Annotated in this window: 13 protein-coding genes; all 13 read right to left on the reverse strand. The window is 38.1% G+C overall.

Annotated features, from left to right (window positions below; genetic code table 11):
• Positions 1 to 6 precede the first annotated feature (6 nt).
• On the reverse strand, positions 7 to 846 hold the full coding sequence (locus BMX11_RS04330) for an OmpA family protein (RefSeq protein ID WP_090881819.1): 840 nt from the start codon (positions 844 to 846) through the stop codon (positions 7 to 9).
• A gap of 48 nt (positions 847 to 894) precedes the next feature.
• Complete coding sequence (locus tag BMX11_RS04335) at positions 895 to 1,557, reverse strand: DUF2461 domain-containing protein (protein ID WP_090881820.1); 663 nt, start codon at positions 1,555 to 1,557, stop codon at positions 895 to 897.
• 265 nt (positions 1,558 to 1,822) lie between these two features.
• Positions 1,823 to 2,218 (reverse strand): DUF983 domain-containing protein, encoded by a 396-nt coding sequence (locus tag BMX11_RS04340; protein ID WP_090881822.1) that lies wholly within the window; start codon positions 2,216 to 2,218, stop codon positions 1,823 to 1,825.
• A gap of 5 nt (positions 2,219 to 2,223) precedes the next feature.
• Positions 2,224 to 2,496 (reverse strand): hypothetical protein, encoded by a 273-nt coding sequence (locus tag BMX11_RS04345; RefSeq protein WP_245738577.1) that lies wholly within the window; start codon positions 2,494 to 2,496, stop codon positions 2,224 to 2,226.
• 105 nt (positions 2,497 to 2,601) lie between these two features.
• Positions 2,602 to 3,942 (reverse strand): DUF4302 domain-containing protein, encoded by a 1,341-nt coding sequence (locus BMX11_RS04350; protein ID WP_090881824.1) that lies wholly within the window; start codon positions 3,940 to 3,942, stop codon positions 2,602 to 2,604.
• Between the two features lie 11 nt (positions 3,943 to 3,953).
• On the reverse strand, positions 3,954 to 5,318 hold the full coding sequence (locus BMX11_RS04355; RefSeq protein ID WP_175474466.1) for a zinc-binding metallopeptidase: 1,365 nt from the start codon (positions 5,316 to 5,318) through the stop codon (positions 3,954 to 3,956).
• 2 nt (positions 5,319 to 5,320) lie between these two features.
• Positions 5,321 to 6,781, reverse strand: a complete 1,461-nt coding sequence (locus BMX11_RS04360) for a RagB/SusD family nutrient uptake outer membrane protein (RefSeq protein WP_090881829.1) — start codon at positions 6,779 to 6,781, stop codon at positions 5,321 to 5,323.
• 10 nt (positions 6,782 to 6,791) lie between these two features.
• A complete protein-coding gene (locus BMX11_RS04365) occupies positions 6,792 to 10,412 on the reverse strand; it encodes a SusC/RagA family TonB-linked outer membrane protein (RefSeq protein WP_245738578.1) in 3,621 nt (1,206 codons plus the stop codon).
• A gap of 342 nt (positions 10,413 to 10,754) precedes the next feature.
• Positions 10,755 to 11,918: a FecR family protein gene (locus BMX11_RS04370; RefSeq protein WP_090881833.1), complete on the reverse strand. Its 1,164-nt coding sequence runs from the start codon at positions 11,916 to 11,918 to the stop codon at positions 10,755 to 10,757.
• 60 nt (positions 11,919 to 11,978) lie between these two features.
• Positions 11,979 to 12,578 carry an RNA polymerase sigma-70 factor gene (locus tag BMX11_RS04375; protein WP_090881835.1) on the reverse strand — a complete coding sequence of 200 codons (600 nt, stop codon included), beginning with the start codon at positions 12,576 to 12,578 and terminating at the stop codon, positions 11,979 to 11,981.
• Between the two features lie 146 nt (positions 12,579 to 12,724).
• Positions 12,725 to 13,270, reverse strand: a complete 546-nt coding sequence (locus tag BMX11_RS04380) for a DUF420 domain-containing protein (protein WP_217643804.1) — start codon at positions 13,268 to 13,270, stop codon at positions 12,725 to 12,727.
• Positions 13,271 to 13,306: 36 nt separating this feature from the next.
• Positions 13,307 to 14,002, reverse strand: a complete 696-nt coding sequence (locus tag BMX11_RS04385) for an SCO family protein (protein WP_090881837.1) — start codon at positions 14,000 to 14,002, stop codon at positions 13,307 to 13,309.
• Positions 14,002 to 14,358: a cytochrome C oxidase subunit IV family protein gene (locus BMX11_RS04390; protein WP_090881839.1), complete on the reverse strand. Its 357-nt coding sequence runs from the start codon at positions 14,356 to 14,358 to the stop codon at positions 14,002 to 14,004. Before BMX11_RS04390 ends, BMX11_RS04385 begins: the two co-directional genes overlap by 1 nt.
• Between the last annotated feature and the right edge of the window lie 10 nt (positions 14,359 to 14,368).

Genomic DNA, 14,368 nt, shown 5'->3' on the forward strand with positions numbered 1-14,368 from the left:
ATTTTTTTACTTAATCAGATTGTAAAGTTCATCCAGTTTGGGCGAAAGTACAATTTCAATTCTCCTGTTCTTACTTCTTCCATCGGCGTTGGCGTTTGATCCAAGTGGCTGAAACTCCCCCTTCCCTGTTGCGGTCATTCTAACACTTTCAACCTTTTCATTTTCGGTTAAATAACGAACAACTGAAGTGGCCCTTAAAACACTCAAATCCCAGTTATCTTTAATTTGGCCAAGGTTGTTAATCTTCTGATTATCGGTGTGACCTTCTACGGCAATGTTAATTTCTGGCTGTTGCTTCAATACATTAGCCAATTGGGTTAAGGCCTGCTTTCCTTTCTCATCAATGATGATACTTCCGGAAGGGAATAGGAGTTTATCGGTTAGCGACACATACACCTTACCATTTTTAATCTCTACGGTTAAACCGCTTTTAGTGAAGCCCAGCAATGCCTGTTGTAATTTTTCCTTTAAAGAATTAGTGGCTTCATCGCGTTTACGCAAAACTTCTTCCACCTCTTTTAACCGCTTTTCGCGGGAAGCTAAGTCGCCAGAAAGTTTAGTAATTTCAGAGCTGCTGTTGCTTTTTAGTTTTTTGTAACTGGCATCTACCTCATTGTAATCTTTTTGCAGATTGCGAAGTTCCTCAGCCATTAAAGTGGTATCTTTTTTGAGTTTGGCTATTTCTTTTTCTAAGTTTTCTATTTTAACCAATCCTTCATTGAAAGCTGTGTAAAGTGAATCTTTGCTTCCCAAAAGGGCTTTATATTTTTTAGGAGATAGAACCACACAAGAGGTAAAGGCAGTAACGAATAAAAAGAGCGCAAAAGCAAGAAAGGTTTTTTTCATGTTTAATTTTAGGTTTATCAATTTAAAATATGCAGCAATGTGGTATTGCTAAACGTCTATCGCATTCCGTAAAAATGCAACTAATGGCTGTATCGTTTGGAAAGAACTTATCAACTTATTAACGATTGCAGGTTTATAAAATTCAGCATCATCTAATTTCATTGTAGCCTCAAAGCTCTTCAGTTTTAAATATTCAATATTCGGATCGTTGGGATCATATCCCTTGGGGGCATTTTTTAAAGCATTGGTAGTTCCGAGGGTAAAAAGGCCTGTAAAAGCCTTATCTTGCACTATGGCCTTAAAATCATCAATATTATAATCAATTTCCTGGCGGATAAGTTTTACGTGCGGAGCCTCGGGCATCCAGTAGCCACCTGCTAAAAAGCTATTACCAGGTTGGATATGAAGATAATAACCGGGTTCATTCCCGCCCTTACTTTTAGCGGAAAACCAAATACCGAAGTTCGTTTTATAAGGATCTTTATTTTTACTGAAGCGCACATCTCTGTAAATTCTCATCAGGCTCTTTTTAGGATCCAGGTCCGAAGGTATTAATGGATCCACCTTGGCCAGTTCCGGAATCAGCGCGGTAACAAGCTCCAAAACATTCGCCTTTGCCTCCTCATACCTATGCTTATTTAAGGCAAACCACTCACGGTTATTGTTTTCAGCTACTTCTTTTATAAAATGGAGGGTTTCTTTTTTTAACATAATCTTTTACTATAGTTTCAATGGTTCATTAGATCAATGGTTCATCAGTTCATTAGTTCATCAGTTCATTAGTTCATCAAGTAACCACCTCACCGATTACACAACTCACCAGTTCATCATTCATCAGTTAAACATTCATCAGTTAAACAGTTCAACAATTAAACAGTTAACCAACTCACCACCTCACCGATTAAACAACTCACCAGTTCATCATTCACCAGTTCATCAGTTCAACAATTAAACAGTTCATCAACTAACCACCAACCTACCGATCATAATACGGCTTATACTTAATATTAGGCGATAAAACATGAAGCAAAATGATTCTTGAATATCGATAATTGAAGGGATACAAGGCAAAACATCCTGTAAAAATTACGATAAGGTAATTCCAGAAAGTTTCATCAGTTAAGGGGCCACAAATAAGATAAGTGATGTAGCTTACAATGAGCATTTCGATAACGTTCATGGCATAGCTCACATACATAGCGGCATAAAAGTAACCGGGTTCTATTTCGATTCTTTGTCCACAATGTGCACAAACCTCTTTGGTATGTTGAATATTGAACCCATACATACTTCCCGTAAAGATATCGCCTCTGCGGCAGTGCGGGCATTTAGCATGTACAATGGCATAGAGTTTTGAGGTCTTCCCTTCCATACCTGCTAATTGAGGTTAATAGGCTCTCTTTTAATATTGATGGCAATATTTTTTTTGCGGTACTTCTTATACCAAATAATACCCACTACCGTAGCCAGTAGGTAAGGAATGGCTAATAAATATAAAACACCTGTATTTAAGCCCGCAGTGGTGGTATTTCCATTTTTAACACCCTGTTCGGCATTAATGGTACACATAGAACACTGCGCCGAAACCTGAGGAACTACAGCGAAGGTAAATATCGCCATAAACAAGATCAAAACTGCTTTCTTCATCATCGTTACAAATATACTGAATAAACGATTGGGAGGGTTTAAAAATTATGTCATAAAAAAACCCCACTTTTTAGGGTGGGGTTTACGGAGAGACGATTTAGGGTAATGTTATTGTAAAGCTCCGGTGAAAGTAAAATCCGCATGTTCTATACTTTTAAATTGTCCAAGCAAAGCACCTGTTGTTGGATGAATAAAATAATCTAGTGTAAAAGTATCGACGTTTATTCTTTCCTGTAAGATAGGATCTAAAGGTTTAGATGCCTGCGAGTAAAAGAATGCCGAGTTTCCATCAAAGCCCGATCCTATGGTAAACTTAAATACACCATTTGTGGTTTTGGTATAGGTATATGGATAAGTTAAATTAAGAGAATTTGCGCCATAAGGTGTATTCCAAACCAAAACCATGGTTTTAGAAACAGAATTAAAGGTAAATCTCATAGAACCCAGTGAAACAGGAGTTGTACCTACCACAATATTCGCCAGCGATCTTTGGTTTGCCAATGCCCTTCTCGCCACAAAGTCGCTTCCCCATCCCGGATAGGTTGTTGCATTTGGAGCAGTGATACGGGAGTAGTTAATCCCCATCAACAGATGTAAAGGCAGAATAGGGTTAGTTGACGTTTGCACTTCAACCCTTGTACCATCCACAGTTGTGAAAAATAAATTCTTAACCGGATCCCAGGTTAGTTCAGTGATTTTCTTACCATTATAAAAAAGCGGTTCTTTTAGTACTATACCAGTTAATGTGAAAGCAAATCCGGTAGACGTAGTATTTATTGATCCTGCTTCTTCCCAGGTAAGGCTGAAAACCTTATTGTTAATATCAATCGTGGTTTGAACCTTATTCGTGTTTCCTAATAACAGGTATAAATTGCTATTTGCACCTATATAATTTACAGAGGTATTAATAGAGTTTAATAAACCTTTTTCATTATAAGATTTTTGTTCAGCCTGTGTAGCCTTAACCAATACCATCTTACTGCCCAGTAACTTTCCGGTAAGTTTAACTGAATCGCCAACTACCTTGTCTAAGGTGAACTCAAAATCAGAATAAACGCCCCAACCAGCCACACCACCAAAGGTAGCAGGATCTGGATCTGCTAAAATATGCATGTAATTATAGGTATCAAAAGCAAGCGTTGGATTTTGAAAGGCCTTGATTCTGTAGGTACTCTCGGCACTTGCTGCTGCAGTAACAGGATCCAAATCCGCATACATGGTTACTTTATTTTCTTTGCTAAAGTTGAGGTAAAATGAATACCCACCTCCGCCATCAGGGTATAAGTAGGCTTTCCAGCCGTGCGTACTTCCCGTAAGAACATCGGTATATCTGGTAACTGCTTCAGTTACTCTTTCTTCCGGCCGTTGTCCGTCAACCAGTATTTCGTCTTTTTTACAAGCTGTTAAAAGCCCAATAGACAGGAATATATATAAGAATATCTTTTTCATTATTTGTTGTTTTAATTGCCCATTACTCCATAGATGTAAGAATTAGCATTTGTACTCTTGTAAAATGCGCCCAAAGAACCTATAAACCCTATTTGACCAGGTATTATCTGATTGATCCAGTTAATTCTGAATGTTCCCGAGGTTAAATAGGTATTGATTGCCGCCACTCCAGGTCTCAAGGTATTCATATTACCATAAGTTGTGGTGGTGGGCTGGGTAGCATTGAGGGTAATTGTGGCAACACCAGTTGTAGCATTAACAGCCATAGTATAGTCAGCATCTGCTTGCAGCGCGGCACCTGCAGCATTAGTATAATTGTACCTTACCGTAAGTAAATTATTGGCACCGAAGATAAATTGCATGTTAACCAGTTGACGGCCAGCACCACCAATTGCTGCAACAGCTGCTTTCGCCGTATTCCAGGTAGTTAAAAATTCAGCAGATTGATTTGGTTCTACTGAAGGATTGGTGGTTAATGTGGTATAACCCACTCCAGGACCAATCATTCGGTGTAAAACCGGAGCTGAAATGTTAAACAATGCCTTTTGAACTTCCGACTGAAGCTGATAAAAATCGATATTGAAGGCTGTTTTGAAATATTCAACTACATAATTTTCTTTCTTTTTCAGTTTTGCCTGTGCATCAGCAGGTAAAGTTGCTACAATACTGTTGTATTTCACACGTCCCATCATTAACATGTTGGAAGACTGCTCAGCAAAATCCTCAAGTGGTGAAACCCTGGCATATTGCGTGATAAAGCCTAATGAATAAGCCTCAGTTAAAGGTCTTTGTGTCCAATTGGCTTCATAACCACCACGAGATACCGTTTGGTATTCTGGCGTAATATCTACTGTCTGATTCAAAATATGGGTATACTCATGTTGAATTACCTGAATCATCCTGGTTACAGAAGGTAAACTGGTTTTATCAAAATCATTTAACACATATAAAACGATCTTACGCCCTCCTTCAGCGGTACCTAAGGTAATGGTTCCGTTGCTATTGTATTCAGCACTTCCTGCAAGTACAAATTGTTTTGGAGATATTCTCTTGATAAAATCTGCTCCACCAGCCGTTTCGAAAGGCTTAATCCATACATCACGAACAGTCTCCATAGCTGGTATTACCTGCTCTATTAATGGCGGCGTAATATTTTTACTAAGCGCCATTTCAAACCTGTCATACCGGTATTTGGTTTCGATATTATAGGGATTTAAAAAATTCTGATCCAGCCATATGTCAGTAGAATTTTTATTTTTAATAATATTCTGATCTATGATATCCAGGTTAGCGTTGAGCGACCCTTCTTTTTTGCATGATGCCAGGAAAGTTAACACCGCTAGTGCAACTATTCCTTTTTTAAATATTTTATTCATAATCATCTTGGATTTTGTTGAACACCAGATAATGTAACCTGATTGGGTAATTGAAATAGTCTTCTTGGATCGTCTGCAGAAAGCTCAATAGTTTCAAAAGAGCCATTAACAGCGAATACTCTATGCTTTACCGGAAGTTTATACCTTAAAATATCGAACCAACGCAGTCCTTCCTGGGTAAATTCCTTTTTCTTAAAATCTAAAATCGTGGCTATCAATCCAGCCTTTGGATCGGTTGTTCCATAATAACTTGCAATTTTTGCCAGCGTTACTGCGTGGGTAGTTGCATTATAGTTTAATATTCTTACACTGCAATAAGTATTCAGGTCTTGAAGTGCCAGTGCATTTTGCCCGGTTGATACATAGGCTTCGGCTCTGTTTAATAAAGCTTCATCGGCTGTTAGCACCGGAACAATTGTATAAGGGAAACCAATTGTTGCATTAGGATTGGTTTTAACAAAATACTCATTCCATTTCAACATGGTGTAATGCGGAACCCCGTAATAAGCTGATTTATAAGCCCAACGCGCACCTGTTACGTTATTCGTAAACATCTCGTTGTTTTGGATTTGACCAAAGCCATAACGTGGGGTTACTGTTCTTGCCCATGATGAAGCCGTTTCTATCAAAAGTAAAGTAGAAGGCTCGGTGGCTTGAGTAAAATAAACCTCCATTTCATCTAAGGTATAGGTATTGTACCTCGTATTCCATGGCCTTAAGATCGTGGCGAAAGCATTACCCGGAGAAACTGCACTTGCATATTGGATCACCTTCTCGTATTCTTTTTTGAATAAGAAAAATCTGGCTGCGAATGCATTTCCGGCAGCAACATTAAAATGATATTTAGGTACTTTATAAGAGGTATTTTTTAGTAATGGCAAGCCCTCCAGCAAATCCTTCTCAATGTTAGCATAAACTGATGCAACTGTACCTCTCGAGTACTGCCCGGTTACCACCTTTTCTGGTTCTGTTACATAAGGAATGCCCGGAGAATCATTGCTCGTTGCAGGATCGTATGTTTTAGCATATAAACTTACCAGCATAAAATGTGCATACGCCCGTGCTAGCAGGGCCTCACCTTTATAAGGTAGCGCTTCAGCACCAAAATTATTGTTCTTAATGGCTTCCAAAGCTGCATTAGCTGCGGCAATGGCCTCATAGCATGAATTCCAATAGTAAATTGGTGTATCCTGGGCATCATCATCGTTATCTAACCAGTAAAAGGGTTGTGTGATTGTTCTTCCCTCAGTACCAATGCCTGGTCCTTTATCTTCTGCATTATCCGAAGCTGTTTCTGTAAAAGGAATGTAGTTTGCCTCCGGATAGGCGCTGGTAAGCAATTCAGCAACTTTTTCTACTGTATTTATTTGAGTTCTTTGATCTGGTGCTTGTTCCAAAAATTTCTTACAACCAGATGTGAGTATAATGGTGGAAGCTAAAAGCGATATATATAATCTTTTCATGATAGTTTATTTAGAATCCTACTTTTAATGATAAGGTAAACTGACGTGGAATTGGCAATGCGACACCACCTGATCCAAAAAATTCGGGATCCTGGCCGTTTAACTTTTTATCTGAGTAAATCAAAAATAAGTTGTTACCTACTGCACTTACTGAAGCATTGGCTAATCCTAATTTCTTAGAGAATGTAGTTGGGATATTATAGCTTAAAACAATTTGCTTCATTCTCACAAAACCGCCATCTGCAACTCTTTCTGTCGAATAATTGTAATTGTTATAAGCATAGTTGCTTCCGAAAGCTGTTGCTTCCTGTGCATCCAGAATGGAAGGAACATTGGTTTTCAACTCATCGCCCTGCATTTCCCAACGACTTAAAAATGCTTTAGGCATAGCATCTAAATCCGTATAGCTGGTTTTAAATGATGGGCTTAAACGCACCTTATTTCCGGCAGCAAATGTGATCAAGGTTGATAAAGTGAAGTTTTTATATTTAAAGTTATTCGAGAAACCACCTGTATACGTTGGATCAATAGCACCCTCATATTTCAGGTAAGCAATTTTATCACTTTGCAGATAAACATCTCCATCTACTTTACCTTCTTCATTAATAAACTTTGGAGATCCGTTTAATGGATCAAGCCCCTGGAAATCCAATGAGAATAATCCCCTTTGTGCATATCCTTCAAGCGGCCCACCATCCGGGCCAATCAAACCAAAAATGGTAGGCTGATTTTTAAGGTTGGTAATCTTGTTTTTGTTGTAAGAAAAGATGAGCTGTGTAGACCAGCTGAAATCAGCTATTTTTAATACTTTGGCTCCTAAGGTTGCCTCAATACCTCTTGAGGTCATATCTGCATAGTTAGCCTGTTTTACCGCCTCTCCTCCAATACCTGAAGTTCTGAAAGCACCAATTAAATCAAAACTGTTTCTTTTGTAGGCATCCACTGTAAGGGTCATTCTTTCCCCAAAAAATCCTAAATCAAGCCCTACGTTTAGCTCGTTTAATTTTTCGAAGGTTAATTCAGAGTTTTCCAATCCGGAAATATAAAGCTTGGTTTCTTTTTCACCCAAATAAGGCCTGCGTGTACCCATACTTTGAACCACTAAGCTTGAATTGGTTGCCGATCCCATACTTGCAACAAGGCCATACGTAGCGCGTAAAGTAGCTCTGTTAACGACCTTTTTAATCGATTCTGATTGCATAAAATTTTCAGTATCGATATTCCAGGCTCCAGACACATTCCAGGTTGGTAACCATCTTGCTGTTCGGGATTCGCCTAATAAGTTTGAACCATCATAACGACCCGTTGCATTGATGCTATATTTTCCTTTATAAGAATAAGCTGCCCTTAACGAGTAGTTTAGATACCTTTCATAGCGGTAGCCCATACTATAGTAATTGAAGCCTCCTTCAACATTGGATTTAACAATGTTTGGATCTATAAACGGTACCCCACCTTTGTCATATTGATAACCGTAACCATCAAAAATTTTGTTCTGACGGTTGATATACCTCATTTCCTGTGTTGCAAAAAAGTTTACCAAATGATCTTCATTAAATGTTTTATCATATTCTAAACTGTTACGCACGTAATAGTTAACGATGTTATCATCATTTGTTTTGTAAAAACCACCATAAGGAAGTACAGAAACAGGTAATGCATTTGGGTCATCCGGGTTTTTATAAAGGAATTTGTTATTTGCCCTGATGGTTGCATCCGGAGGGCTTATACCAGCACGATAAGCTTCGGCCATGTTAGAGCGCTCCGTAATTTTATGCTCCTGACTAGTTTTCGCATAGCGATAAGCACCATCAAATGAATACTTTAGATCTTTGGTAATCTTATATTTTAAACCACCCTGAACCTTAAAATCAATTAGATTCAATTCTAACGTATTGTTTTCTAACTCATTTAAAATATTAAATGGAGCATAATTCTGAGTAAAAAATTCTCGGTTACCATTGGCATCGTAAGGCGTTAGCGTACGGCTGGTATTTAATGCATAACTGAATGGGTTAATGTCGAAATCACGATCGTATGTTCCATATACCGGATTACCATTTCTTCCCAAGGTACCCGGAGCACGCTGATCGCGGATAGAGCCCTGAGTAATTAACTCCAGACTCAATTTATCACTAATTTCAAAGTTTCCACGAACATTACCTGTAAAACGCTTTACATTATCGCCTACAGTCCATCCATTATCCTGAAGGAAACTGGTAGAAGCATAAAACTTTGATTTTTGCGTTCCACTGGATACACTTACTGAATGTTCTTGCATAAACGATTGCTTAAACAAAACATCGAACCAATCCGTATTGGCATCCGCATAGCGTTGCAAAAATTGCTTTTGACTTTGGGCATCATTCCTCAAACCATAGGTACCGGTAGCGGGATCATATACATACATCTGATTGTACATCTTGGTAAAAACTCCACCATTTGCACTTCTGGATGAGCTTGAATGATTTAACCAGCCCTTATTCTGCATCTCCAGATAAACATTCATTTGGTCAGCAGAGTTAAGTATATCAAAATTACTATAGGAAGGCTTCATATAGCTTGAGAAATTTCCGGTGTAAGAAATCACTGGTTTCCCATCGGTATTTCTTCCTTTTTTAGTGGTGATAATTACCACACCATTCATGGCACGGGCACCATATTGTGCAGTAGCAGCCGCATCCTTTAAAATGTTAAAGCTTTCTATATCATCTGGGTTCAAACCCGCAACAGATGATCCTACCAATGTAGAGGGATCACCAGTAGACAATTGCTCATTGGAAATATTCACCACATCTTCCAGAATGATACCATCTACTACCCATAGTGGCTTATTATCTCCAGAAATGGAAGTTGCGCCCCTTACACGGATTTTAGGTGCAGCACCAAAAGTACCCGATACATTTTGCACCGAAACCCCTGCAACACGTCCTTCCAACATCCGGCTCACATCATTTATACCATCACGCTTAACATCCGAAGCTTTTAATGCGGTAGCAGAACCGGTAAATAATTTCTTATTCAGATCTTGGTAACCTGTAGAAACCACATTCACCTCTTTCAGTTGAGCAGCATCTTCTTCAAGTGTTACGTTAACAACCGTTTTGCCTCCCAAATCTACTTCGGCCGTTTTATAACCGATGTAGCTGAAGGTCAATGTTGCCCCCTCCTTTACCGTAATCGTATAATCTCCGTTTGATCCGGTAGATACTGCATTAGCAGCACCTTTCTCCCGAACACTTACACCAGGTAAAGGACTGCCATTTTTGTCGCGCACTTTACCCGTAACCTTTACTGCAGCAAAGTAATCAACCACCTTATCAAAAATTGATTTTTCTTTAGGTTTAATCAGGATGGTTTTATCCTCAATGGTATATGTTAAGTCCTTACCAGAAATGATCTTCGTCATCACTTCTTCTATGGTAGCGTTGTTAAAATTAGCGTTAATAGAAGTGGATGTTTTTATTTTATTTGTAGATAGTAATACATCATAACCAGATTGTCTTCTAATCTCTTTAATGATTTTCTCCAGGGTTACATTTTTCTCTTTCAATGTAACAAGCTGGCCAAATGATGCAGCGCTAACTTGCATTAGCGAAGTAATTAAAATGAGCGTAATTAACTTCATCATCAATAACAATTTAGGTATGTAGCCGGGACGCGTACATAAAATTCTGATATAAATTTTGTACATTTAATGGTCTGTTTTTTGTGAGCACGCAGATAAGTTTAAGCGCTAAAATGCGTTCGCTGGTTAATCCAAGAAAATAATAATGACTCTATCCGTGGTAACGGATGAGCTTTACAGATGAACAGAAAAGGGGGTGTTGGTAGCACTCCTTTTTCTATTTTGCATGATGCTACAGGCTAAATTTGGAGTTGAGGTTTTTTCATAGTTTCGTAAGGTTAGTAGTTGATTAATTTAAGGTTCTTTATCCAGCAGAGTTTAGTTACGTCTCTGCTTTCTTTTAGGTTATTCTTTATATACTATAATTTTATGGGCTTTAATATCAAAGCGGACTTCTCCTGTCTGCTCAAATTTTCTTAAAACCTTTGATACTTTTTCAAAGCGGCTTACTGTACCGTAGTACATGACATTTTTGGCAGCTTCATCGGCATATTCTACCTCTATGTTATACCAGCGGGAAAGCTTACGCATAATGCTCTCCTGACGCTCATTGTTAAACATGAAATAGCCCTTTGTCCAGGCAATGAATTCGTCGGTATCCACCTCATTTACACTAATACCTGAAGATGACACAATAGATTGCTCACCCGGTTTTAGGATTTCTGCTTCTTGCGTATCATTATGAGACACCCGGATACTACCTTCCAATAACGTTGTTTTGGTTACCTTTTCATCGGGATAACTATTGATATTGAAATGCGTTCCTAAAACTTCCACCGTTTGTTTATCAGTAGAAACTACAAACGGATGGGCCTTATCTTTTGCTACCTCGAAATAAGCCTCTCCCTGCAATGTAACCAGTCGCTGTTTAGCCGAAGTCAGATTTAAATTATAGGTGAGTGATGAGGCGGCATTTAACCAAACCATTGACCCATCTGGCAATTTGATTTGCCATTCGCCACCATTAGGGGTCGAAATGGTATTCATGCGGTCTTCATCTACACGATCTGTTTGAGCAACCGTGTAAACAATTTGTCCATCCGCTGTTTTAGAAATAGAAATGCCCGATTGTTCTGCAATATCGCCGGTAATTGCATCAGATAGCGATATTTTTTTACCATCTGCAAGCGTTAATATGGCTTTATTGTTACCGGGAAGTACATCTGAAGTATAAACGTGCTCTTTTTTCCTGTTGAGGTAGAAAAACATACTGAAAGAAGCTGCGATAACAATTACAGCTGCCGAAAGCCACTTCATAACCCGAATTAAACTGAGTTTTTTAGGAGCCTGGCCTTTATCTACTGCAAAAATCTTTTGGAGAACAACCGGCCAATCCGATGAAGCTGTAAGCTTGGATGGATTTTGATCCTCCTTATCAATCAGCTCTACAATTTCGGCTTTAAGCAGATCAGGGTTAGCCTCAGCCAGAACCAAAAGTTCCTGACGCTCATCCTGGCTTAATAATCCAGATTGAAATTGTTGCAATAAGTAGTTTATCCGATTTTCCATAAAGATTCTGATACTATGAAGCAGTACAGGAAAATTAGGACTATCGGAAAATGATTTTTTTTAATTTATTTTTAAAAAGTAGCCTGCAATCGGTAAAATGAATACAATACCGTGCTGATCGAGGTGGGTTCTGATTGTCTTTAGCGCAATAACCAGCGCATTTTTCACCGTATTAGGAGAAACATCCAATAATTCGGCAATTTCAGGGATCGTTTTCCCTTCCTGTCTGCTCAATTGATAGATTTTTTTTCTTTGGGAAGGTAATTGTTCAACAGCTTTATTTACAATTCGGGTAATTTCATTTAAATGAATAGATTCTGAAGTAACATCACTGCTATTAGGCTGCTTTTCTCTAAACTTATCAATAACCCGATCTTCCTTTAGTTTCTTTCGCAGATAAGTTAAACATTCGTTAGAAACATACTTATATAAATAAGCCTTAACATTATCTACTTCCCCTAGTTTATCTCGATTGAGCCAGATCCTTAAAAAAGCTTCTTGTATGATCTCTTCTGCAGCCTCATCTGATTTAGAGAACTTTAGGGCAAAAGATTGCAGGTTAGGCAAATAGTTGAAGAATAAAACAGAAAATGCATGCTCGTCCCCTATCACAATCTTTTCTATCAACTGACGCTCTTGTTCGTTTCCGTTTATAGCCATAAACTACCCCATTTTTTTACACATAGGTTAAAGTACACAATAATGAATTGAGATACCTAAAAGTGCAAAAAAAAATAGGATTTAACTAAAGAAGATTAAAATACCTTTCAATTGATGAATACAATAAGACAAAGAATCTTGAAGTACTAGTATTGATAATACGGCGAAATCATTAAATAAACCACTACACCTGTAATGGCAACATAAAGCCATAAAGGAAAGGTAATTTTCGCAATTTTACGGTGTTTATCAAATTTCTGAGCCAAGGCACGCACGTAAGTGATTAATACCAGAGGGATAATGGCGATGGAGAGTAAAATATGAGTAATTAAAATAAAGAAATAAATGTATTTGATAGCACCTTCTCCTCCGAATTTAGTTGAATCTGAGGTCATGTGGTAGGCAACATACATGGCTAAGAAAGCTACCGATAATCCAATGGCAAACTTCATCAGGTTCTCATGTAGTTTCTGCTTACCATTTTTAATGGCCCAAACGGCAACGATTAAAACAAGGGCAGTTAAACCATTAATGGTAGCATAGATTGGAGGAAGGAAAGATAAGGGTTTAACATCATAGCCTAATTTTCTTAAATTAACGCCAAATAAGATCGCTACAACCACCGGAATGGCTATAGACAATACTACAATCCACTTATTATATTTCTTTTCTACAGAACTATTTTCCATCATATTTAATTTTAATAAGAATGTCAGTTAAGATGGCTTTTATCGCCCATCCTTAACATTTCTAAGATACTCTGCTATAAGTACCTTAATCTCGTCTTCCAACCGGGCCGTAGCTTCAGGGTTATCCGCTTCATAGATGCCTCGAATGCGATGTAAATTATCTACCAGCACAATTTTATTGCTAAAAATAAAATTAGCCTTGTCATTGCGCTCATCGGCTATAACATCTAATAATAAGCCATCCCTGATTAATGGATATACCACTGATGTATCTCCTGCCAGAATATCCCACTTGCCCTGCCTGGCTTTTAAATTGGCTGCAAAGCCTTCCACCTTATTTTGATCTCCCGGATCAACAGATAGGCTTAAAAACTTAACCAGAGGCTTTTGTTCGTAACCATCGGAAAGCTGTTTAATGTATTGGCTGGTTTGCTGATTGTTTGCACCGGTGTAGAACAGGTTAATCACAACTAATTTGTCTTTCAATACATCCCAACTTACCGTATCGTGATGCTGATTAACCAACTTAAAGTCTGGAACCTGATGGTAAATGGTGTCAGGAATTTTCTTTCCTTTTACCGTATGAAAGGTAGTCGCTACAATCTTCTCTCCGAAGATGGGAAGGCTTTTATATCTGTTCTTCGCGAACTGAGGCAATAAGTAAAAAAATAAAAATCCCGGTATAGCTAATATGCTTACCAGGATTAATACCTTTTTAATAGGGTTACGTTTCATTAAGAATTATGAAGCATATGAATGTTTAAGAAACTTCCTTCAATTAACATTAACACAATAAAGTAGATAATGAAAATAAATGAAACTGTAAGGCATAACTGCAATCCAAGTTTCTCAAATTTCAAGTGCATAAAATAAGCAACGATATAAAACGCCTTTAATAAAGTTAATGCGATGTAGATATAGTTACCCACTTTTTGAGTCATCATTCCATGAGGAATAACATATAGGGCAATAATAAATTCAATAACGGTAATAAGCAATAAGATACCGAATACCTGCCAGATTTTACCTTTGGTTAAACCTGCATGGTCTCCGTGCTCGTGGCCTTCTGCTGCTGAATGATGTTCTGACATAATAATATTT

The organism is Pedobacter rhizosphaerae (assembly GCF_900111155.1).
Taxonomy (GTDB): Bacteria; Bacteroidota; Bacteroidia; order Sphingobacteriales; family Sphingobacteriaceae; genus Pedobacter; species Pedobacter rhizosphaerae.